The sequence below is a fragment of the Pleomorphochaeta sp. DL1XJH-081 genome (genome assembly GCF_049310885.1).
In the GTDB taxonomy this organism is placed as follows: Bacteria; Spirochaetota; Spirochaetia; order Sphaerochaetales; family Sphaerochaetaceae; genus CAYZJV01.
The window spans coordinates 181,202-204,339 of record NZ_JBMDYO010000002.1 but is presented as its reverse complement, the minus strand read 5'-3'; the positions used below and the strand labels follow the sequence as shown (position 1 = coordinate 204,339).

23 protein-coding genes are annotated in these 23,138 nt (G+C 46.8%); 17 read left to right on the top strand and 6 right to left on the bottom strand.

All coding sequences use genetic code 11. From position 1 onward, the window contains the following. Positions 1-63 precede the first annotated feature (63 nt). Positions 64-1,413, top strand: a complete 1,350-nt coding sequence (locus ACODJP_RS05240; RefSeq protein WP_422479219.1) for an AAA family ATPase — start codon at positions 64-66, stop codon at positions 1,411-1,413. Continuing rightward, a complete protein-coding gene (locus ACODJP_RS05235; RefSeq protein WP_422479217.1) occupies positions 1,397-2,053 on the top strand; it encodes an RloB family protein in 657 nt (218 codons plus the stop codon). The genes ACODJP_RS05240 and ACODJP_RS05235 overlap by 17 nt, the downstream gene beginning before the upstream one ends. A gap of 25 nt (positions 2,054-2,078) precedes the next feature. On the opposite strand, the gene ACODJP_RS05230 is transcribed toward ACODJP_RS05235, so the two are convergent. Next, on the bottom strand, positions 2,079-2,387 hold the full coding sequence (locus ACODJP_RS05230) for a helix-turn-helix domain-containing protein (protein WP_422479215.1): 309 nt from the start codon (positions 2,385-2,387) through the stop codon (positions 2,079-2,081). Continuing rightward, the gene (locus ACODJP_RS05225) at positions 2,384-2,743 is read right to left on the bottom strand and encodes a type II toxin-antitoxin system RelE/ParE family toxin (RefSeq protein ID WP_422479213.1); all 360 of its coding nucleotides are present in this window, start codon (positions 2,741-2,743) and stop codon (positions 2,384-2,386) included. The genes ACODJP_RS05230 and ACODJP_RS05225 overlap by 4 nt, the downstream gene beginning before the upstream one ends. Positions 2,744-3,244: 501 nt before the next feature. On the opposite strand from ACODJP_RS05225, the gene ACODJP_RS05220 reads away from it, so the two are divergent. The 3 genes from ACODJP_RS05220 to ACODJP_RS05210 all read left to right on the top strand — a co-directional run bounded on the left by ACODJP_RS05220 (position 3,245) and on the right by ACODJP_RS05210 (position 5,592). Continuing rightward, positions 3,245-3,535: a type II toxin-antitoxin system RelB/DinJ family antitoxin gene (locus ACODJP_RS05220; RefSeq protein WP_422479211.1), complete on the top strand. Its 291-nt coding sequence runs from the start codon at positions 3,245-3,247 to the stop codon at positions 3,533-3,535. A 277-nt stretch (positions 3,536-3,812) separates the two neighbouring features. Beyond that, entirely contained in the window at positions 3,813-4,820 is a 1,008-nt protein-coding gene (locus ACODJP_RS05215) for a transposase (protein WP_422479209.1), read from the top strand. A gap of 73 nt (positions 4,821-4,893) precedes the next feature. Then, entirely contained in the window at positions 4,894-5,592 is a 699-nt protein-coding gene (locus tag ACODJP_RS05210) for a DUF3800 domain-containing protein (RefSeq protein WP_422479207.1), read from the top strand. Positions 5,593-5,900: 308 nt separating this feature from the next. On the opposite strand, the gene ACODJP_RS05205 is transcribed toward ACODJP_RS05210, so the two are convergent. Beyond that, positions 5,901-6,239 (bottom strand): helix-turn-helix domain-containing protein, encoded by a 339-nt coding sequence (locus ACODJP_RS05205; RefSeq protein WP_422479205.1) that lies wholly within the window; start codon positions 6,237-6,239, stop codon positions 5,901-5,903. A gap of 202 nt (positions 6,240-6,441) precedes the next feature. Between ACODJP_RS05205 and ACODJP_RS05200 the strand changes: the two genes are divergently transcribed. Next, positions 6,442-7,224, top strand: a complete 783-nt coding sequence (locus tag ACODJP_RS05200; protein WP_422479203.1) for a hypothetical protein — start codon at positions 6,442-6,444, stop codon at positions 7,222-7,224. Here ACODJP_RS05200 and ACODJP_RS05195 read toward each other — a convergent pair. After that, positions 7,196-7,636 (bottom strand): hypothetical protein, encoded by a 441-nt coding sequence (locus tag ACODJP_RS05195; RefSeq protein WP_422479201.1) that lies wholly within the window; start codon positions 7,634-7,636, stop codon positions 7,196-7,198. The genes ACODJP_RS05200 and ACODJP_RS05195 overlap by 29 nt on opposite strands. Before the next feature lie 40 nt (positions 7,637-7,676). Here ACODJP_RS05195 and ACODJP_RS05190 point away from each other — a divergent pair, with 40 nt between their 5' ends. After that, entirely contained in the window at positions 7,677-10,052 is a 2,376-nt protein-coding gene (locus ACODJP_RS05190; protein WP_422479199.1) for a recombinase family protein, read from the top strand. Positions 10,053-10,628: 576 nt separating this feature from the next. Here the strand turns inward: ACODJP_RS05190 and ACODJP_RS05185 are convergent. Both ACODJP_RS05185 and ACODJP_RS05180 read right to left on the bottom strand, forming a co-directional pair. Beyond that, complete coding sequence (locus ACODJP_RS05185) at positions 10,629-10,814, bottom strand: hypothetical protein (RefSeq protein ID WP_422479197.1); 186 nt, start codon at positions 10,812-10,814, stop codon at positions 10,629-10,631. Next, a complete protein-coding gene (locus ACODJP_RS05180; RefSeq protein ID WP_422479195.1) occupies positions 10,811-11,875 on the bottom strand; it encodes a LacI family DNA-binding transcriptional regulator in 1,065 nt (354 codons plus the stop codon). Before ACODJP_RS05180 ends, ACODJP_RS05185 begins: the two co-directional genes overlap by 4 nt. 382 nt (positions 11,876-12,257) lie before the next feature. On the opposite strand from ACODJP_RS05180, the gene ACODJP_RS05175 reads away from it, so the two are divergent. The 10 genes from ACODJP_RS05175 to ACODJP_RS05130 all read left to right on the top strand — a co-directional run bounded on the left by ACODJP_RS05175 (position 12,258) and on the right by ACODJP_RS05130 (position 23,137). Then, positions 12,258-13,271, top strand: coding sequence for a TRAP transporter substrate-binding protein (locus ACODJP_RS05175; protein WP_422479193.1), 1,014 nt, complete (start codon positions 12,258-12,260; stop codon positions 13,269-13,271). 86 nt (positions 13,272-13,357) lie between these two features. Further along, positions 13,358-13,867: a TRAP transporter small permease gene (locus tag ACODJP_RS05170; protein ID WP_422479191.1), complete on the top strand. Its 510-nt coding sequence runs from the start codon at positions 13,358-13,360 to the stop codon at positions 13,865-13,867. Between the two features lie 4 nt (positions 13,868-13,871). After that, a complete protein-coding gene (locus ACODJP_RS05165; RefSeq protein ID WP_422479189.1) occupies positions 13,872-15,158 on the top strand; it encodes a TRAP transporter large permease in 1,287 nt (428 codons plus the stop codon). Positions 15,159-15,213: 55 nt separating this feature from the next. After that, the gene (locus tag ACODJP_RS05160) at positions 15,214-16,293 is read left to right on the top strand and encodes a Gfo/Idh/MocA family protein (RefSeq protein WP_422479187.1); all 1,080 of its coding nucleotides are present in this window, start codon (positions 15,214-15,216) and stop codon (positions 16,291-16,293) included. A gap of 25 nt (positions 16,294-16,318) precedes the next feature. Continuing rightward, positions 16,319-17,590 (top strand): lactate racemase domain-containing protein, encoded by a 1,272-nt coding sequence (locus ACODJP_RS05155; RefSeq protein WP_422479185.1) that lies wholly within the window; start codon positions 16,319-16,321, stop codon positions 17,588-17,590. A gap of 31 nt (positions 17,591-17,621) precedes the next feature. Next, positions 17,622-18,350, top strand: coding sequence for a 6-phosphogluconolactonase (locus ACODJP_RS05150; protein ID WP_422479183.1), 729 nt, complete (start codon positions 17,622-17,624; stop codon positions 18,348-18,350). Positions 18,351-18,377: 27 nt separating this feature from the next. Beyond that, positions 18,378-19,520 carry an N-acetylglucosamine-6-phosphate deacetylase gene (locus ACODJP_RS05145; RefSeq protein WP_422479181.1) on the top strand — a complete coding sequence of 381 codons (1,143 nt, stop codon included), beginning with the start codon at positions 18,378-18,380 and terminating at the stop codon, positions 19,518-19,520. A 503-nt stretch (positions 19,521-20,023) separates the two neighbouring features. Further along, positions 20,024-21,304: an ABC transporter substrate-binding protein gene (locus tag ACODJP_RS05140; protein ID WP_422479179.1), complete on the top strand. Its 1,281-nt coding sequence runs from the start codon at positions 20,024-20,026 to the stop codon at positions 21,302-21,304. 92 nt (positions 21,305-21,396) lie between these two features. Further along, complete coding sequence (locus ACODJP_RS05135; RefSeq protein WP_422479177.1) at positions 21,397-22,278, top strand: carbohydrate ABC transporter permease; 882 nt, start codon at positions 21,397-21,399, stop codon at positions 22,276-22,278. Continuing rightward, positions 22,268-23,137, top strand: a complete 870-nt coding sequence (locus tag ACODJP_RS05130) for a carbohydrate ABC transporter permease (RefSeq protein WP_422479175.1) — start codon at positions 22,268-22,270, stop codon at positions 23,135-23,137. Before ACODJP_RS05135 ends, ACODJP_RS05130 begins: the two co-directional genes overlap by 11 nt. Position 23,138 lies beyond the last annotated feature (1 nt).

Here is a 23,138-nt window from a genome sequence, read left to right as displayed (position 1 = left end):
AGAAGAAATCTCTTGTAATATTAAACTTCAAGTGATAAAATCACGTATATGTTTATACGATGCATGTTGCGCAATATCTATTCATTCGGCGAAGAGAAGGAATTCAATATGATTCCTGCTCCTCGATTTACTCGTTTGAAGGGTCACAAGTACCAGAAGCAAGGGATTGAAGTCTTGAAATTGGCTTCATTCTACGGAGCCAACGGTGCCGGCAAGTCGAACCTGATCCGTGCACTCGAGTTTCTTCAAGACATTGTCGTCACAGGAGACCTGCCCAGTCCGATGAAGTTGAAAAGAATGAAGCATTTCCACTCATCCGGGGAGCCGATGATATTGGGCGTTGAGTTCATCAATCAGGAGGTCCCTTACCTCTATGCTGTAGAGATTGGCGAACAGTCGGTCCTCAAGGAAGAGTTGTATATCTCTGGGTTGGGAAAGCGTGAAGACGAACTCGTGTTCGAGCGATCGACTCATACAGGTGGAAAGACAGTCTTGCGACTTTCCGAAGGGTTCCTGAACAGCGAGGAAGGTCGTGTGCTGAAAGGGATCTTGGAGAACAACCTGATCAAACAGAACAAGACTTGTCTGAAAATACTCTCTGAGCTCGATAATTCGTTGTTAGTGGATACCAGAAATGCGTATCGATGGTTCATGCATAAGCTGGCTATCATCACGCCAGAGGTACGTTCCGGGGGACTTGCCCACAGGCTGGACATCGATAAAGAGTTCCACCGCTATGCCGAACAGGTGTTGTGCTCATTCAGTGTCGGGATTAAGAAACTGCTGACTGTGAAGAAACCGATCGCGGAGTTTTTCGGTGATGACAATAAGACTGACATGGATGTGCTGCTGAATAAGGTGGCAGAATCTCCTGGATCAGTTCTCGGGTTATTCAACAAGGATGGTGAGGAGATTATTGTTGTCGAGGAAAACGGAGAGGTGTTCGTGAAACAGTTGAAAACAGAACACGCAACGAAAGACGGCCGTTCTGTGATGTTTGACCTCTCCGAAGAGTCTGACGGGTCGATACGGTTGATGGACTATCTCCCTGCGTTCAAGGACCTGTTGACCAAGGATGTGACCTATTTCATCGATGAGATTGAGCGCAGCATCCATCCTCTTCTCATTAAGGAGATCATTGGAAAGTTTTCTGCCGACGACAATACCAAGGGGCAACTCATCTGTACGACCCATGAATCAAATCTGCTAGATCAGGAGATCTTCCGGCAAGATGAGGTTTGGTTTGTCGAGAAAGACCTCTCGGGAAGCTCAGACCTCTATTCTCTGTGCGATTTTAAGGAGCACAACACAAAGGATATCCGCAAGGGCTATCTCTCTGGACGGTACGGATCCATACCATTCCTTGCGAACCTGAAAGATATCAACTGGGATGCCTATGATTTTAAGAAATAGGCTATATGAACGCAAAGAGCCGGATAGAGATGCAACCCTTTGCATAATCTATTGTGAAGGGAGCAAAAGAGAACCACAATACTTCAAGTACTTCGAGGGGCTCAGTTCCAGGATCATCCTTGAAGTCGTGAAGGCCGAATCTCAGGGTGACAATTCTCCATCAGGTCTGTACGAGCAAGCTTGTTCCGATATCGAAGGATCCGGTCCGGATTCACTTGTCAAGTATGAGGTGGGGGAAGGGGATCAGGTCTGGTTTGTCATCGATACTGATACGTGGGGGTCTCACATACCTCTTTTACGTCTCGGTTGTGCGGGTAAAGCGAATTGGCATGTGGCGCAAAGCAATCCCTGTTTTGAAGTTTGGCTCTACTATCACTTGTTTGTTGACGATGTAGCATCTGTCGTGTTGGCTGACTGCATTGCATGGAAAAATCATGTGAACGCATTGATCCCGGGCGGGTTTGATAGTAGGAAGCATCCCATCTATATTGCAGATGCCATAGCCAATGCTCAAAGATATTTCAGGACAGCTGGTGAGGAAGTTTTATACGGCTCCACGGAGATGTTCAAACTTGGGAAAACGATCTACCCCATGATCGCTTCGGCCGTTGAGAGGGCCAGGCGGATATCCAGTTTGTAGACTGAAAGTGATTCTGATGCACCTCTTAAGCTTTGATCATGTATTGTTCAATCACTTCAGGATTGTCTCTGATCAGCTGAAGTAGTCTTCGTGAAGGGCCTTCTGGAGTATTTCTCCCTCGTTCCCAAGCCTCGACTGTTTTCTTGGACACGCCAAGAGAAGATGCAAAGATAACCTGACTCAAGCCGACTCGCTTTCGGATTTGCTTGATGTCCTCGCTGGAAAAAGACTCCACCGGTTTAACTGCGATTTTTGTCTTTCGCGCGTCGATCTTTCCTTCTTGGTATTTGACGGCTTCATCAAGCCCTTGCATGATGCTTTTATATACACTCATTTCCTTATCTCCTGTTTCTGCAGACCTTTTTCCAGAACGGCAATCACTTTCGCGATTTCATTCCTTTCTTTGCCCGTTAGGTTGTCCTTCTCGGATTTTGGATATGCCGTGATCAAGTAGATTGTTTCATGTACGGTGAAATCAACATATGCCACTCGACCACCGCCGCTCTTACCGCGACCCGGAAAGGCAATCCGATATTTACGAAGCCCTCCAGTGCCTCTCAGCACAGCGCCTGCCTTGGGATTCTCCAATAATTCTTCCTGTAGCTGTCGAAGTTCCTCATCACCAAGCCCAAGGCGCCCCCATTGGTGATCGAACTCCGGCATCATGACAAATTCACGATTGATCTGCATAAGCTGTCTATAAAATACCCTATCAGATAGGGTATAGTCAAGTGCTTGTCACATCTATTTGGTCACTGCTTAATTCATCAGGAATAGTCATTGACATCCTGTTCCAGAACGGAGGCCTCCTGTGAGGGGAACAGCCGATCTACACGCTCTATCGGTTCTTAATTCATGCGTAGTTTTGGTCTGTTTGAGCTTATGTTGTACAGATGAGCATCAAACCAAATACGCCTTACCCCGGAAGTACCCCGGAAGTTACCCCGGAAGTCTGTATATGATGACAGCTTCCCGATGAGGAGGCCGAACGAACCTGGTTTGTTTTCACTAAAAACAGTACTTTCATCACGGTAGTGAAAGTATATGAATGAGTGAAAATATGATCAGCGTGCTCGCATGTTCTCTTGATCGATGGTAGGCTATCTTGAAATAACGATCCTGGATTTAGTTTCTTATTACAAAATAGATCTGAACATCGAAATTAGCATGCTAAGGAGATTGGAACATATCATGGTAAGCACAACAGTAGATATTGAATTTCGAGTTGATGCCCAGCTGAAGAGTGAATACGAAAAGGCCTGCACAGAACTTGGATTGACAACTACCGAGGCTTTCACCATGTTTGCTACGAAAGTAGCCGTTGAGAAACGTATTCCCTTCGAGATTACCGTCGATCCATTCTTTTGTGAACAGAATAGAACAAGACTCAAAAAATCAATTGATCAGATGGAAGCGGCCCGAGAATACTTTAAGGTTGGAGTCCCTGGTTCAGGGGTAGACAAAGAGGATGCGTGCTTTTAAGCGTTGGACAAGGCGAGGCAAACGACGCCGGTCGTGATTCTTTTCCAATACCACCAACAAGTATAATTTTGCTAACTTCCACATACGAAGCCAGTAATAGTTTGCCCTCGGTTAGCCTATGTGATATAAAGATTAAAAACCCTCTTTTGCACAGTGTTGGTAAACTGTTAGCAAAATATTGAAATTAGTGGTAAGGTAATAAGGCATTGAGAGGGCGATGGAGCAGAAGATGTGGTAGTCCCTGCCCATTGTTCTCCCAATGCTTAGGACTACCACAATGCCCAAGCATATCACTTCATCCAGGAAGGAGACACCCTGGACCGGCAAGGACGATGCGACCCCGTTGCAATCATTCATTGATGCAAGCAATCTGTCCAACTACAAGAAGAAGCATCCCTCAATTTCGGATACCGAAGAAAGTGAGCTTCTCAACTCCTATGCACCCCAGGAGTGCCGGTATTGCCAGAGCCTCAAGATCCAGAAATACGGATTCACGAGCAACCATGTCAGACGTTACCGGTGTTCGGATTGCGAAAGGACTTTCACGGTCACAACGGGCACCATATTCGACAACCACAAGATACCCATAAGCGAATGGGTGGATTATCTGCTCGGCTTGTTCAGGATGCAGAGCTTCAACTCAGTATCGAAATCAAACAGAAACAGCGACACAACAACGAATTACTGGACATCCAAACTCTGCCTTACACTCAGGGGATACCAAGATACTACTGTTCTCAGGGGAAAAGCTTACATCGATGAGACCTTCTACAAGCTGAGGAAAGAAGATATCCAGATGAAGGAGGATGGGCTGCAGTATCGTGGTCTATCACGAAACCAGATCTGCATAGGGATAGGATGCGATCTCTCCGGCCATGTTTTCTGTACCATCGAGGGGAACGGAAAGACATCCTCCAAGAAAACGTTGGAGGCATTCCTTCATCATATCGAGCCAGGGACAACCCTTGTCCATGATAGAGAGAAAAGCCATGACAGTCTGGTGAAAGACCTGCACTTGGTGAGTGAAGCTCATAGCTCGAAGTCGCTCAAAGGCTTGCCTGACAAGGAAAATCCAATGAACGAAATCAACCAGCGCTGTCGACAGCTCAAGCAGTTCCTGAACTCGCATTCCGGTTTTGACAGAGCCAATCTCTCTGATTACTTGAACCTCTTTGCTTTTATTGTCAATCCTCCCAACGACCCGTACAAAAAGATTGAAATTCTACTCAACAGGGTTTTCGAAAACCCCATTTCGCTCAGTTACAGAGATAAATACTCAAACTAACTCTCTATTTGCAGTTGGCGACCAACACTATGCAAAAGAGGGTTTTAAGATTAAAAGGCAGAACATCAGCAGCATGGATTTATATTTTGACGAATCAGGAACATTAACTCAGAGGTATTGTGAAACTAATCCTTATTTCATTATTGCCATGGTGAGGCCCCTGGATAAGGATAAGTTGAAAAGAGCTTATAAAAGGTTTATTCAGGAGAATTTGGACAAGCTGAAGCGGTTGGATAACGGCGAAAACAAGATGTTCAAAGACGGGAAATTTGTAGAATTAAAAGGTTCCCAGTTCAATCGCGAGATGCGGCAAGAATTTGTTAAATATTTCGCCCGAAACAATTACTTCCAGTTATATTACATCCTGGTGGACAATTCCCTTATAAAGCCACATTTCTGTGACAATACCGCACGAGCTTTCAACTACATCATCAAATTATCATTGAAGTTCTATTTCAACAAAGGCCTTCTCCCTGATGAGGACTACAACCTTCAATTTGATGAGAGGAATGAGAAGACTGAGACCAAACACTTCCTAGAAAATTATCTGAGGACAGAGTTCCTGTTGGACCAAACGCTTACTCATGAGATTCACGTGCAATATTTCGATTCCGCTGATAACATGTTGGTTCAGGTAGCGGATGTGTTAGCAAATATTCTTTACGCCCATAAACGTACAAATGCATACTTGAGGGAGATAAACTATCTTTATCAAAACGGCTATCTCAAATATGTTTTCAGGTTTCCTTATAATGGGAATCATGGGGTATGAATGCATGCAATTGATAGCAGATATGTGTGTGAACTTGCAATCCCTCAAGGATTCACTTGGTGATGGAATGCAACAAATAAGCAACAAAAAGGTAACATTTTTATTGACATTAGCCCGGGCTAGAGGTATATTCAGGGTGTCAGCAGTAAGTCCTGTTGCAGTGCCGTTATCTAGGTAAGTGTCATGTGTTGGCATCACGGACAGGCGAATGACTTCATTTTGCAACATGCAGGCTTCGGGCCTGCTTTTTTTGGCTTCGAAGACATGAGTCGGGACTCACGAGAGTACGACTGAAGCACAAAAACGCATTAGCGATTTCGTTTCAAGACCGTTTTCATCTGGATTGCATTCTGCAGCAGGATTTCCTTCTCATCATGTGTGCAGTCATCAAGCAGTTCCTTGAAGTCTCTGTCATAGGCATCAACGAGCACAGGCGTGCTGTCGTACAGCAGCGAATCGATGGTCGTGTCCAATGCCTGTACGATCGCTACCAAAGTCGGTAGGTTGATCTTTGCCTTGCCGCTTTCGATGTGCGAGTAGTGTGCTGGTGAGAGACCGATGATACCTGACAAGGTTGCTTGGGTCATGCATGCCTTGATACGTGCATCTCGGATGCGTTGCCCGAGCAGTTCATAATCGATTCCCATGAAAACCTCCCTTAGAATGATCTTCTGCAGACTTCGGAAGCAGCAGATCTATACAGCATGGGCCTGCGGTCTCGCCGTAAGTGATAAAAGAACGAGTTTTTATTGTAATACCCGGAAAGCGAAGTTATAATAAACTGCAACAACAGTTTAATAGAAAACTGTGCATAGAAATAAACATTTCATATGTCCCAGGGGTGTGTTTATGGCGAGGAAGAAGGCAAGGGAACAGGAATTGGATACGCTGGAGCTTGAGGTTCCGAAGGAAGATCTGCCGCGCGTGAGCCTCGAGGGATGTGAGATCGTCCGCAGACAGTTCCTCTCCCATCTGAAAGAGAACATACTGACCATCAGGCCTGATGGAATCCAATTCAACAATGCATGCATCACCCGGATGCCCGATGTGCGGTACATCTATCTGATAATCGATAGAAGCAAGCGCTGGTTTATCATCAGCGCCTGTGACGAGGATGACAAGGATGGCCAGCGGTGGTGTACCTTCAAGCACGGCGAGCGAAAGAGCCGGAAGATCCAAGGCAAACCGTTCTGCGACCGCATCTATTCCATGATGGGGTGGAACAAGGGGTATGGCTACAAGATCTGCGGAACTTTTGCGCTGCAGGTCGAGGATGAGGATAAGCTGCTCATGGTATTCGAGCTCGATGAGGCCGAAGCCCATGCAATGTCCTCCAAGGCTCGCGCGTATGCCGGGGTGGAGGATATCGAGGTCGGCGCCGAGGAATTGGCAAAACTCGATGAACTGGAAAAGAAACGACAGGCCGATCGTGAACAGCGTGCAGCCGCCAAGGCCGCCGGTGAGAAGATTATCCGTCGATATCGCAAGCGCGCCGTGCTTCCCCAGCAGTGGGGTCCCGAAACCTTCGGCGTTCCGTTCGAGGAACACAAGGCGAAGGCCGAGGTGCCGCATCTGCCAGCCAGGGGTGATTCCGGTGATCTTTTCATAGCGTCCGAAAATCGCGGGTGGTGAACGAATAAATCGGATGGGAGGATGCGGCATGGCGATGGAAAGTGGCATCACAGTGAATTTCTCCAACAATGAGATCAACATCAGGATCAAGACGCTCAAGGACCTGAGGTCTCCCCGGTTTGTGCACATCTTCATCAACGAAAAGGAACGCCAGCTTCTGATCCGCCGATGTGAGGAGCGTGACAATGATGCGTTCCCGATAGACTATGCTGCGGTAGAGATCGATAATAAATGCCGATTCAAAGCCAAACCACTGGTCATCTATCTCGCAAGCGTGATCGGTCTTCCGTACCCGTCCAAGACCCTGCGCTTCTGTGGCAACCTGCTGGAGGATGGCGATACCGTCCTCATAGACCTCGACGATCATCAGTTCCTCCCGTATCCCGATAGGAGCATATTGGGGGTACGCCATGGGTGATTCGGTGAAGCGGCTGAGCAAAGGATTGCAACCGGTGGCGCCTAAATCATCGTGTGCAAGCGCGCTCCAAACAGCGAGCAAGGATGATGTGCGTGAGCGCTACAACCGGCCTCGCGATCTGAGCAAGATCAAGGTGATACCGGCCCGGCAGGAATCGGATCCGTTCAATCCAAAAAGTCGCAAGCGGGTGGTGGTCTATTGCCGCGTATCGACCGATGGGATATCCCAGACATCGTCGTTCGAGCTGCAGAAGAACTACTACCTGAGGTTTGTCAGGAAGAAACCTGACTGGAAGCTGGTCGGGCTCTATTCCGATGAGGGCATCACCGCAACGAGCATGGAAAAGCGCGTGGGGCTATTGACGCTGCTTGAGGATGCCAGGGCGGGCAAGTTCGACATCATCGTGGTGAAGAACCTCTCTCGGTTGGCAAGGAATCTCATGGACTGCATGAACATCATCTATGAGCTTCGCTCTCTGCCTCACCCCATCGGCATCCTTTTTGAAACCGAGAACATGTTCACTTTGGACAAGAATGTGGACTTCACCTTGCAAGTGCTTTCCCTGGTAGCCCAGGAGGAGAGTCACAAGAAGTCCGAGGCCATGAACTCCTCGTACCAGCAGCGATTCGGATCGGGGCAGTTCACCAAGCCTGATCTGCTTGGTTATGACAGCGTCGGGGTCAACGAGATCGCGATCAATGAGGAGGAGGCACAGACCGTCCAGCTGATCTTCATGATGTTCCTCGCCGGCATCCATCCTTCCACCATCGCTGATGTATTGGTCATGCTGGGGCGCAAGACGCATACCCACAAGTACAAGGACGGACGCATCAAGGAAGGGGTGGTGAAGTGGACCGCCAATTCGGTGAGCAACATCCTGCGCAATGAACGCAGATGCGGAGACGTGCTTGCCCAGAAGACCTACACCCCGAACTATCTTGATCACAAGCCCAAGAAGAATGAGAACCATCTTCCCCAGTATTATGCGAAGGACCAGCATCCGGCTATCGTTGCCCGCGAGGATTTCCATCTGGTGCAGAGGATACTGGAAGCCAACCGGGGAGGGTGGAAGTTCGGTCTTCCTGAGCTGGGCATCTATGAACGTGGTCCCCTGGGCGGCTTTGTTACCGCCGTGCCGAATTGGCGAGGATTCACTGCTGAGGATTACAATCGCGCCGCCCTCAGGGCGAACGGAATATCTGAGGCTGAGCTCGATGCATTCGAAAAGCGTCTCGCTTCGAGAAACCATGACGATGATACCAACCAGGTGCAGACCCCTGAGTTCCAGCATGCCTATGCGATCGACTCCGATGATTATGACCAATTCCCCGAGGATGATGGCACACAGGTGGAAGAGGGTAAGGGGGAAGTGGTCGAAAGCTACAGGAGTTTGGTTGAGTCGATGCGTGAAGGCCAAGATGATGAGGTGGACAAACGGCAGTTCGGTGGCTATGACCTGAGTGGCTGCGAGGTTGTTCGTCCGCATTTCTTCAATGTCCGCGACAAGATCAGTTTCACCGCCGATAGCAAGGGCCTTTATTTCAATCGGATGTGCAGCCAACAACTGGAATTCGGAACACAAGCGGCTCAATTCGTGGAGCTTGCCTACAACCCGGTCGAGCGTCTGCTGGTGGTAAGAAAGAGTAGAAAGGAGTCCGATCGTACCATCAGGTGGATTGGCGAGCAGAACGGTAATCCCTGCATGCGCCGTTGCACCTGCAGAGGTATCTCGGGTGCACTCTATGAGAACATGGGGTGGAATGCCAATTTCAAGTATCGGGTCCTTGGATCGGTCCAGACCATCGGTGATGAGGATGTGTTGGTGTTCTTCCTGGATGAATCGATGGCGATCGTTCCAGCAAAAGCCGGTAGCATCCGTAACATCGATACAGATACCATTGATGAACAACAGGCCAGGGATATCGTGAGGGAAGGGTATCTTCCTGAGCAAGGCTATGTGCCCGATCTGTCTGACTTCGAGCTGGGAAATGGTCCCATGGCAACATCGGTGAAGAAGCTCTCGAGAAGCAGAGCTATCTACTACGACGAACTGACCGAGAAGACGACAGGTGAATTGCATGTCGCCGATCTGGGTGACAGGAAGTACGATCCCGAATGTGTGCAGCGGATGATCCAGAAAGGCATAGAGCCTGCCGAGGGTTGGCTGTACCTCAAGGGCATGGCTGTGATCCGGAAAAACTATTTCACCATCCTCCCCATGGAATGGTCCGATGGGTTCGGTGAGGAATTCTACCAAGCCCAGCGCAAGAAGCAAATCCGAAGGTTTGGTGATCCTGACATAAGGGCCATGAGGCGTGCCATTCCGTATGGTTGGACAGTCGGCTTGGATTTGCCAACCGAACGGACCGTGCAGGAGACAATCGAGATCTTGAAAAACAGGACCGCATGATGATGGTCCCGTCATGCTACGATACACAACCTATTTTTCTCAACAATGACTACAGTCGGACAGCTCTGCCCGACATGGACCTTCAACAACAGTATAACAATTATGGTACTGAGCGCCGCTCGGATCCCGATGCAAAAACCGGCGCGGAGCAACTATTTTTTGTTCAAAATATCCCCTATAATTACCCATCCGCCCATTTTCTTGGGCTCCTGCGTCGTCTTTAATAACCTGACGACCACTATATATAGCGTAACAAATAACACAATTTAACGATAAGGCTCCATATATAGCGTTTTACCTGCTAAGACGCGGACGGTTAGTCGTTTTGAAGAATGGGATGAGGTGCCAAAAGAGGAGCCAGGTAGGAAACCTGGCACCAGCTGGCTCCTTCCTTAGCAAGTTTAATCGTTCTAATAGAAAGAGATATATGTCACCAGCAAGTTCCGAAAGCTGCATGAATATGCAGGAATCGAGGGTTTTTGGGATATTGGGCTGGATGTGTTGAGATTGGGTCGAACAAACTGGAGAACACGTTAGCCACACCAGTATTTAAGCGCAGAGCTAAAATTAGTGGTCCTACCAGATATAGAATTCTTGTTCTCCATGTAGATAGGCATAATATTGGGGTGTATGCCATGCAGTACAGAGCATGTTGAAGTAGACATCGATTGCGATTTTCCTGAAGGCTGTCGCTGGGTTGTCCCTTACGGCCGCCTTCAATTTGTTTAGATCGCGATAATCTATAGATTCTCTATTAATCAACGAGAGAGCTTCTTCACCGATTCCCGTTCAACCAACTCAGGTCGAATCGAGAGAGCAACTCCATATCTTTTCTCTTTTTCCTTCATTGCGTCGACCATGAGTTGGCAAGCCTTCTGGCCCAAAGTGTAGGATGGCATATGTACGGTCGAGAGGGTGGGTGAGATCATACTGGATAGTGGGATGTCGTCCATCCCCATGACTGAGATATCTTGGGGAACACTCAATCCATATTTTTTTAAACCTTTGATGATGCCGCAAGCGATGAGATCGTTGACTGCGAGAATTGCCGTATATTTCTTGACTCGATTGATAAGAAGATCGACAAGATCCCGTCCAACTTCAAATTCATAGAGACCATCGTCCAATTCCCGTTCGAAAGGAGCTATGATGATATCTTCATCAGTGAACTCCAGTCCGTGATCGACCATCGCATACCTACAGCCTTTAATTGTGTTGCGTCTCGATTGCTTGCTTAAGGGAGTTGTAATGATTGCGATATTGCTATGCCCCATTTCGATGAGATAGTTCATGGCAAGCCTGCCAGATTCTACCATGTCAGTTTTAGCTAGGATGAATCGATGAGAGTCCTTAAAGTTCGATTCGAAGATACAGGCTCTACCACCATTCTCTATGTAGTGGGAAATGGTTGATGATGAAGTGTCAACCGATGCGATCATGAGACCCAGAATCTGTTTTTGAAGCATCTGGTTAATAATAGTACGTTCTTGCTGTACATCACGTTGCGAGCTGAATGTCAGAACGGTGTATCCCAAGGCTGTGGCAGTCTTTGTGATGCCATGGATGATCTGAATGTAGAAAGCGTTCTGAAAAGAGGGAATAAGGACTCCAATGGTTTGACTTTGGTTTGTTTTCAACATCTTGCCAATCAAGTTAGGAGTATATCCCAATTGCTCTGCTGCCTTGGTGACATTCAACCGTGTCGCCTCGCTCACTGGATAGGAACTACCACTAAGTGTTCGAGACACAGTAGCAATTGAAGTTCCTGCGAGTTTCGCCACATCAACAATTGTGGGTTTCAGCCTCTTTCTCGTTTCTGACACTATCTGCTCCTTCCAACTTTTTTCACCTAGAGTTTAGATTAATCCGGTTCCTCATGCAATCTAAAAAAGAAAAATATATAGAAAATATAGTAAAATTTACTATATGAAATGTGATATTAATTGTTAGATACATGTTCTAGCAAAATTTGTTTTCTTGCCTTTAGGTTCAGATGGATAAATCTAATTATATTTAAGATTTTATACTAAAACAAAATGAGTCCAAATTTTAATGATTTGGATATCAAATAGCTGATGGAGGGAAAAAATAAAACTTGACAGTAAACGTTTGCTGTGTTAGTCAATATACAGGTGCATTCTGCACTGGTAAAAAGAAGAGGAGAACATGCTCCATACAATGGAGTGAGAGCAAAGGGAGGATTTTATGAAAAGAGTAATGGCGATGTTGTTGATTCTGTTGATAGCCACCAGTATGTTTGCTGCTGGACAGTCAGAGGCAACCGCAACGACTGATGTCGTTGAAATGCGCTGGTATCAACCGGAACCTGAAGGACATCCATGGACCGATGTCGGGTTTATGATAGCAGAGGAAATCGAGGAGAAATCGAATGGAACCTTGAAGATCACCATGTATCCTTCAGGTGTTCTGGGAACTCAAGCTGAAGCAGTCGATATGTTGCGAACAGGTTCGTTGGCATTGTTGACATCAGGACCAAGTATCCTTGCTTCATTCTATGATCCCGTGCAAGTCATGTCCCTTCCATATGCATTCGACAATGCCACACAGGGGTATGCCTATTTCGAATCCGAGGCAGGACAGAAGATTTTTACCGATATCATGAAGAAAAGCGGAGTCAGAACACTTGATGTGTGGTATTTCGGTGACAGGAATCTGACATTGAATGGTATCAACGTGCAAGTGCCGAAAGACATCAATGGTAAGGCAGTGCGCTGTATGGATACTCCAGTTGCCAAGACCGTCGTGGGATCCTTGGGTGCAAGTCCAGTACCCATCAACTTCAGTGAATTGTATATGGCATTGCAGACAGGTGTTGTGGTGGGACAAGAGAACCCCATTCCAACCATCATTGCCCAGAAGTTCTATGAAGTACAGGATACTTTGGTGCTCACCAAGCACTCTGTCCACTTGGGCACGGTACACGTCTCTGAAACCATCTGGCAGAGTTTGACGGATGCCCAGCGTGATGCGATCACAACCACTTTGGCCAAGTATCGACCGATGATCGAAGAGCGGATAAACAAGAATACTGAGGAAGGTTTGAAATTCCTCCGTGACAAGGGTATGAAGATTTTGGAACCGGATTTGGCTCCTTTCAAGGAAAATGCCAAGAAGGTCATTGCTTCTACCTTTGGAAATAATGCCGAGTGGATGAAGGTCATCAATGATCTTGAAGCATTCAAAGCCTCGTACAAGTAAATTCACCAACGTGCCCCTGCGACATCTACATAGACATATGGAACGGTCGTAGGGGCTTTCTGAATGCATATCGTAAGGAGTCCTCTGTGAAAAAGATATTACTCGTGTTAGATAAAATTGAAGATTATCTTGCCCCTGGATTCTTCGCCATCATGTGTGTAGCCGTCGCGGCACAAATTTTTTTCAGAATGGTGCTGCATCGTCCTTTGTTGTATACCGAAGAGGTGGCACGATTCTCCTATGTGTGGTGTGTCTATATCAGCATCTCCATGGGTGAAAAATACCGAGATCATTTCAGCGTCGACATATTTGTAAAATTTCTCAAAGGCCGATCAGATATCATCGTCCATCTCATTGAAAAGATATTAGGGAGCATCATGTTCGCAGTGATGTTCATGTGGTCTCTGAAGTTCGTCTCATTCCAGAGGATTCTTCAGTCTCCTGCATTCGGCATTTCCATGGGTATAGTAGCCGCATCTATGAGTTTTGGTTTTTTCCTGTCCTTTATCAGACGCATGCAACATATCGTGAAGGATGTGAAAAGACTCATTACTTATACCAAGTCGACCGAATTGAATTCATCTATCGAGGAGTAGTGCAATGGAACCTGTAGCCTGGTTTTTCTTAGCGTTTGTAATTCTATTGATCATCAGAACTCCTCTTTACCTCTGTCTCTTGGGGTCTTCGTTGATCTATTTTGGGTTTAATAGTGACCTGTCAATCATGACAGCCATGAGCAAGATGATGAATGCACCAAATTCATTCACTCTGTTGGCAGTGCCCTTTTTTATTCTTGCCGCCCAAATCATGAATACCGGTGGTGTGACAGATAGAATCTTCGGGTTTGCCCGCACTCTTCTGGGACATCATCGTGGAGGTCTCGCATACGTGAATGTGTTCAGTAGCCTGATCTTCAGTGGCATCAGCGGTTCCGCACTTGCCGATGTCGGTGGTTTGGGAGTCATTGAAATGAAAGCCATGCGGGACGAGAATTATGACGATGACATCATACTTGGAGTGACTGGTGCCAGCAGTACTGTTGGTCCAATCATTCCTCCCAGTATTCCCTTCGTCATCTATGCTGCGATGTCAGGTGTTTCCGTTGGAGGCATGTTCCTAGCTGGAGTAGGGCCTGGTGTGCTTATCAGCATCGTCCTGTGCATATATATTTATGTAATTGTGAAAAAACGGAATTATATCCGTCATCCCAAAGCAACATTCAAGGAGATCTTTTTCTCCTTTTGGGGAGCCTTACCGGCGTTGTTGTTTCCCGTGATTATGCTAGGAGGTATCTGGGGAGGTTTCTTCACTCCAACAGAAGCGGCATTGATAGCCATCGTCTATGGATTGATCGTCTCCACATTGGTCTATAAGGATATGAAGATTTCGAGTCTTCCGAAGTTGCTGTTGGTGTCGGTACGGCAAGTGGGTCCCTCGATTGCAGTAGTGGTGACAGCAGCCTTGTTTGCTTGGATATTGACGTACGAGAAGGTGGACAAGGTAGTGGTGGAATTTATCCTCTCCTTCACCCACAATAGGATTGTTATTCTACTCATTATCAATATGTTCCTCATCGTATTGGGAATGTTCGTTGAGGTTGTGGCAGCAATTATGATTACCTTGCCAATCCTTACTCCATTGATGATGATCGCTGGGGTCCATCCTATCCATATGGGTATCATTCTTACGTTGAACATGATGATAGGGTTGCTCACTCCTCCTGTGGGGTTCTCCCTCTACATGCTCTCGTCCTCATCGGGACATCCTTTGAACAAGGTGGTGCGCATGGTCATGCCGTGGTGGATACCTCTGTTCATCTCATTGTTGATAGTCACATATGTGGAACCGGTGGCTATGTGGCTTCCGAAAATTCTTGGTTTCGCTTGATTGGAGATGGGTTTACATAGCTTACATTGAATTCAAAAATAAGAGGAGATTAGTGATGAAAATCAGAGTAGGAGTGGTTGGTGCTGGTATCTACGGAAGTGTCCTTATCAATGCGTATTACGGAGCGCATCGTAGAGGCGATATCGAGTTTGTCGCCGTCGCCGATATCAGTTCCGACGCACTAGCAAAAATTGATAAGAAATATGGTATCAAGGGATATCTCGATTACAAGGAGATGTACGAAAAGGAACATCTCGATGCTGTTGCCATAGTCACTCCGGATTTTCTGCATGAAGCTTGCGTTATTGATGCAGCGAACAGTGGGATTCATATATTGGTTCAAAAGCCATTGTCCACCGATATCGGAGCTGCAGAACGGATGATCAAGGCAGCGAAAGATAATGATGTCATGTTGTACGTCGATTTCCACAAGCGCTTTGATCCAGGGCACATGCATTTGAGGAAGGCTGTCAAAGACAAGAAGCTTGGAGAGATTGAATATGGATATGTCTGTATGGAAGACAAGATTTTGGTTCCTACGGAATGGTTCAAATCTTGGGCTCATAACAGTTCTCCCGTGTGGTTTCTTGGAGTCCACTTCTTTGATTTAATCTATTGGATTCTTGAAGAGAAGCCGGTACGTGTCTATGCCACCGGACATAAGAAGAAGTTGGCATCACTTGGTATCGATAGCTACGATTCGATACAGGCAAAATTCGAATTCCCTTCTGGAGCGACAGTTTCGATCGACTCTTCCTGGATAATTCCCAACAGTTTTTCCTCAGTTGTCAATCAGCAGATCCGTCTTGTCGGAACAGATGGCATGCAGGAAGTGGACAGTCAGGATAGAGGAGTCGTTGCGGTGTTTGGATCAGACGATTACAGCCATGTGATAAATCCTTATGGCCAACTACAAGTTGATGATATCGATGCAGGTTCAGTTCCTACAGGGTATACGATTGAGTCGATGCTCTACTTCTTGCGATTGGTGAATAAGATGAAACGTGACAATCTGACTCCTATTACATTGCAAGCCGATTACCCCACCGGTGATCAGGCATTGGTCTCCACTATCATGTGTTCCAAGGTGCACGAGAGTGTAGAGAAAGGCAAAGTGCTTGAGATCACCTATTGATTTATCAGTATAGGAAGCAGATACGATGGCAGAAAGTTTATACGAGGCGATTGGAACGATAAAACTTCCCCGATTTCTGAAGGTTCGACAAAAGTTCGAGGATAATCGGATTGAAGACCCTATCACGGTGATCGAAGAACAATTTTCCGACCCTACGATTCGGAATACTATCAAACCGGGGATGCGAATCGCACTCACTGCAAGCAGTAGGCCAATTCACAACCTCGACATCATCATCAAGACGATAGTCAGGTTGCTCAAGGAGCTTGAAGCTTCTCCATTTGTCATTCCGGCGATGGGAAGTCACGGTGGAGGAACAGCTGAAGGACAAAAGGCCATACTCACTGCCTATGGCATTACTGAGGAAAAGGTTGGATGCCCCATCGTTGCTTCCATGGAGACAGTTTGTGTGGGGTATTCGCCGGAAGGGCATCCGGTTCATGTCGATGCGCAAGCCAACGCAGCCGATGGAATTATTGTGATAGGCAAGATTCGCCCACATTCTGGATTCACGGGGACGTATGAAAGTGGTCTTATGAAGATGATGACCATTGGATTGGGCAAGCAGCACGGAGCCGCAGTCTGCCATAACGCAGGAGCTAAATATTTGGCAACCTATATTCCTATGTTCGCCCATGTGATCCTGGATAATTGCAACATACTGTTTGGTATTGGGATATTGGAGAACGCCTACCACAAGACTTACATGATCAAGTGTATCCCTGCGAAAGAGATCCCTGAAGAAGAACCCAAGCTGCTGCAGAAAGCCTACACTCTGATGCCTCGTTTGATGTTGAAGGATATCGCTGTTTTGGTGCTCGATGAGATTGGGAAGAATATCAGCGGAGATGGCATGGATCCCTATGTTACGACACGGTTCGGGACTCCCTATGTGACAACAGATGAACATATCCAAAAGGTGGCTGTCCTTGATATTTCCAAGGACAGCAACGGAGGAATGCTGGGTGCAGGATGGGCCGATGTCGTTACCAAAAGATTCTTCGACAAGTGTGCTCTCGAGGAGAGTTACGTCAACGCGATCACAGCGACCATCTTTGATGGAGTGAAGATCCCCATGATCTTGAAGAATGACTATTACGCGATCGCAGCATGTGTTCGAGGGAGTGTTGAAGTCGATCGTGAACAGATCAGGATGATTCGGATGCACAATACGCTGGAAGTCTATGAAATCGAGATTTCAGAGAGTCTCTTGGATGAGGCTCGGGGGCATCCCGATATGGAAATTCTCAGCGAACCGTATGAGTTAGAATTCAATGCTGATGGCAATTTATGGTAATGAAAAATTTTTATGAGGATATAGGTGCAAAATGGAAATCTACAGAAAGAACAATGCGAGAGAAATGGGAGAGTTTGCTGCCGAATTGGGGGCGCAGGCTATAATTGAAGCGATCAACAAGCAAGGTTCCGCAAGAATCATCCTTGCCACTGGAGCTTCCCAGTTTGAAATGATTAAACATCTGGTGACACTAGAGATTCCTTGGAGCAAGGTTGAGATGTATCATTTGGATGAGTATTGTGCTCTTCCTATGACACACATAGCGAGCTTCAGGAAATATTTGAAGGAACGGTTCGTCGACATCGTCCATCCCGCGATAGTCCACTATGTTGATGGAGAGGGTAATGTGGACCAGCACATCACCAAGTTGACCGAGAGTATTCGTGAGAGACCCATTGATGTTGCTTTTGTCGGAATTGGAGAGAACGCACATATTGCTTTCAACGATCCTCCGGCCAATTTCACAACCTTGGAATCCTACATTGTCGTGAACCTTACAGACGACTGCAAGCAGCAACAGGTCTCCGAAGGATGGTTCGCAACAAAGGATGATGTTCCTGCACAGGCGATCTCCATGACGGTGCACCAGATGCTTAACGCAAGGAAAATAATCTGCACAGTACCGGGCTCACGGAAAGCCAAGGCTATCGAACAAACCGTCATGGCTGAGGAGATCTCACCTATGGTTCCGGCGACCATGCTTTGGAACCATCCCGATTGTGCGATGGTCTTGGATGCCGATTCGGCATCTCTCTTGTAGAATCGACAAAGAGATGGGGAGCAGAGCATGAGTCGTACGAAGACAGTAAAAGGATTGTCGATATTTTCTGATGAGTCCCTAGTGATCACCTATAGTCCTGGAGGTATCGAATCCATCGAAAGAATCCCATATGAGGAAGGATTGCCATTCATCAGTCCAGGATTCCTTGATATGCAGGTGAACGGCTTTCATGGTGCCGATTATAGTTTGGAACATCTTGAACCGGCACATGTGAAGACACTTGTCGATTTTCTGGCTAAAACAGGCACTACTCGACATATCCCCACATTTGTAACGATGCCACAAGAGCGTCTATTGAAGAACTTGCGTCTGGTACGTAAGGCTATCGATAATGATAAGTCCTTGGCTGCAGCCATTCCCGGGTTCCATGTTGAAGGTCCTTTCATCTCTCCAGTTTCAGGTCCCCGTGGTGTGCACGATCCCAAATACATCCGTGAGCCAGTGTACGAGGATTTCCTTCTATGGCAGGAAGCTGCACAAGGGAGTATCTTGTATGTAACCGTTGCACCTGAGGTCCCCGGTGCGATTGATTTCATAAAACAAGTGGTCAGAACTGGAGTGAAGGTGGCTATAGGCCATTCTGGAGCTGATCCAGAGGTCATCTTGTATGCCGTGGAGGCAGGAGCGACAATTTCCACACATCTGGGGAACGGCAGCTTTACTGAGATTCCCCGATTGAAGAACTATATATGGGAACAGCTTGCATCGGATCAATTGACCGCGGGAATCATCTGTGATGGATATCATCTCCCGCCTTCTGTCGTGAAGGTATTCACCCGTGCCAAGAGCCTTGACCGTCTTGTCTTGGTCAGTGATGTGGCTCTTCTTGGTGGATATCCACCTGGAGAGTACAAATGGGGAGACATGGATGTCGATGTGCATGAGGATGGGCATCTGGGTTTGCATGGTACCAGTGTATTGGCAGGAGCTGCCCACACGCTGGATTGGGATATCGCACATTTCATGGCTTACACCAACCATTCGTTGCAGGAGGCTGTCAGACTATGTACCGTGAATCCCGCAAAACTCCTGGGAATCGACACCTCCGGTTACGATGCTTTCACAATTGGGGGACCTGCAAATCTCTGTACGTTCCACTATGAGAAAGGAATGGATCGATTGCAGATTGTCTCATCTCCCATTACATAAATCTCATTGACTGCGAATCTGCCTATTGTCGATTTAACAGTAAATCTCTCAAGAATGATAAATAACCGTTAAATCTTCGATAAAGAAGACCAATAAGAGGGCTAAGACACGAAATTCTGATGGCCGTTTGATAATAATGATGAAGTGTCTGTCTCATGAAGCATGAATTTGAGATATTTAGAGTATATGACCATGCAAGTATATCGATTTCTCCAAAATCGAAAGGGTTCATTTCTATTATCTCATGAGATCGTTACTCCTCTAGTATTCTTCCATTAGTATTACCTTCATTTTGTGAAGCCCGCGTATTATCCTTCTCAATGTACTTATTGATTTTTATTTATCGGGAATCAGGAGAATATGAGATAAAATTTTTTGTTGACAACCGTGAACGTTCACGCTATTATCGTAAACGTTCACGGAGTCAATATAATCTTGCTTTTATGTATCATGTATGATTATCAGGAATTGAACTGTGAAACACCATAAAAGGAGTTGGTAAAATGAAAGAGAAGAAACTGTTTGTGCTTTCGCTAATCTTGGTATGCTTCCTGTTGGGTAGCAGCAGCGGTTTGTTTGCCCAGGGCCAAGATGAGTCTGTATCGTCTGACAAGATCATCATCGAGACATTCTCGGACTTGTTTCCCGAGTATTGGATGGAGGCTTTGGAAGAGAAGGGCTTGGCCGACAAAGTCGAGTTGCGAATGGTTCCCCAGAACCAGTACGAGAACAAAATCCGCATGATGCTCGCAGGAGGTGAAGTGGGGGATATCATCTGTATAGATGCTCCGAACATCGGGTACTATGCCGAAATGAATGCTTTGGAACCTCTCGATGCATATTGGGATAGGGATGACTTCGATGATCTGGTGGGTTCTGCTCAAGAAGCTATGCAATGGCAAGGCAATATCTGGGCAAGTCCTCTCAATGAGGCTAACTGCGTCTTATACTACAACCGAGAGATGTTCAAGGAAGCTGGTATTGTCGCTCCCACCACGTATGAAGATGCATGGTCGTTGGATGAACTGCTCGAAGCTGCGATCAAACTGACCAAACGTGATAAGAACGGCAATGTGGAAGTCTATGGACTGTTCCCGCAGATGTTTTCCGTGGACAACCGTAACGAAGGCATGACATTCACCCAGATGTTATGGACCTGGTGGTATGGATCTGAGATCATCAGCCCGGACGGCACCACCGTCGATGGATATTTCAATAGCCCGGAAAGTAAAGCGGCTTTGCAATTCTATGCCGACCTGTTCAACAAATATGAAGTTGCTCCATCAATCAGCATGAATAATCCATTGGCATCCGAGCGTGTCGCCATGTATATCAACGGTCCATGGATGGTCGGTACCTGGCAGAACAATTTTCCCGAATTCTTTGACGGGAAATGGGGTGCGATGCCATTGCCGAAAGGTGCTGCGGAAGCGAGTAATTCCGGTAGCTGGAACCTTGCGATCACCCGTCAGAGCAAGAACAAGGATTTGGCATGGGAAGTGGTCTCTGCGATCACCGATACCGAAGGTTCATACATCTATTGCAGCAACACAGGTAATCTTCCGGCGCGTGAATCCACCTTGGCAATTTCCGACATGTCGCAACCCCCGTATGACATCATCAAAGATCAGTTGATCCATTCGGCGAAAAGTCGACCGGTAACTCCCGTGTATCCGAAGATTTCGGAGGCACTCATGGATGCATACAATGCTGTTGCATTCGGTGAATCTGTTGACGTAGCTTTCGAGGAAGCCGTACAAAAGATGAACGCCGCATTGCAATAAGAGTACTTGATATCAAGTGACACAGAGGTGGGGCGGAGTTCCTCAAAAGACCCCGACCCACCACCATTTATATTAGACGATACGAGGTAGGCATGACAGGTTCCCACAGTAGAAGAAGAAATTTGATCGACGGATATGGTTTCATAGCTCCGGCACTGATCATTATCGCCGTCTTTGTGATCTTTCCCGCGCTACGATTGGTGTATCTGAGTTTCTTCGATGCAAACATCATGGGAAGAACCATATTTGCAGGATTGGATAACTATCGTGATCTTGTAAAGAACAGGGACTTTTTCCGCTCATTCACGGTCACGCTGAAATTCATGGCCTCGGTGGTGGTGTTCCAAACCATCTTGGCTTTCATCGGTGCCTTGATCGTGCAAAGCGGACGAAAGATGTCATCAGTGGTCAGAACCATCTTCTTCATACCCGTGATCATATCCTTCGTGGTCGTAGGCTATCTCTGGAAGGGACTGTACAACCATGACTATGGCCTTATCAATTCGGTGATTGTAGCATTCCAGGGGTCCAGACAGGGGTTCCTCAATGATCCCACGCAGGCACTATTCTCGTTGATCATCACCTGTATCTGGAAAAGTTGGCCTTACTTCATGATGATCTTCATCGCAGGATTGAACGAGATTCCCGGTGAACTCTATGAATCAGCGGAAATCGATGGGGCGAGTGCTTTGAGGAAGTTGTGGAATATCACCATCCCAATGCTTCGGCGCACCATCTTATTCATCTTGCTCATCACCACTATGGATTCTGTGGTGAAAGTCTTCACACCCGTATTCGTCATGACCAACGGTGGTCCACGGGGTTCTACGGATTTGTTGGTCCACTATGCATGGCGCATGGCATTCCGTTTCGGAGATGTGGGATACGCCTCGGCTGTCATGGTGGTTGTATTCATTTTTCTCATTGCAGTGGGAACGATCCAGATAAAAATTGGAGAGCGACATGAACAGTAGACAAGAAATTCCCCAAATATTCCAAACAAAACAGTTGGTCGGTCTCATCCGGTTCGTACTCCTCGTACTCCTGCTACTGGTGACTTTGGTGCCAGTCGTATGGGGATTCTCCCTCGCCTTTAGAAGCAACCAGGAAATTGTCACGATGCAGGGAATCGATCAATATACATTCATACCAAAGACTCCCACCCTACAAAATTTCACCCGGCTGTTCGAGCTGGTGAATATTCCCCGAGTCTTCTTGCTCACCGTATTCGTGAGTGTCACCGTCACTGCGTTGAATCTGATACTGAATTCCATGGCCGCATATGCGTTCGCCAAGATCCAATTCCCTGGGCGTGACATCATCTTCATTCTCATATTGGCTACATTGGCCATTCCCGTGGAAATCCTAATCATTCCACTCTATAGACAGATTTATCAGATGGGGATGATGAATACCTTGACTTCGTTGATCATTCCATTCGGTGCCAATGCTTTTGGGATATTCTTCATGCGGCAATTCTTCCTCGGGATACCGAAGGAGATCGAAGAGGCGGCATGTATCGACGGGTGTTCCAGACTGCACATCTTCGGAAAACTCATGCTGCCGCTTTCTAAAGCCGCACTTATCACTCTGGGACTTCAGATCTTCCTCCAGCAGTGGGACAGTTTCCTTGTACCAGTGACCTTCATTTCCTCGGAGTCGAAGATGCTGCTCCAGGTAGCCATCAACTATATCTATTCGGGATTGTATTTCAACGATTTCGGTGTCCTGTATGCCGGAATGCTGATTGCCACTATTCCTATCATCTTCATATTCCTCTTTCTTCAGAAATACTATGTCGCAGGTATCACATCGACAGGAATCAAAGGATAAC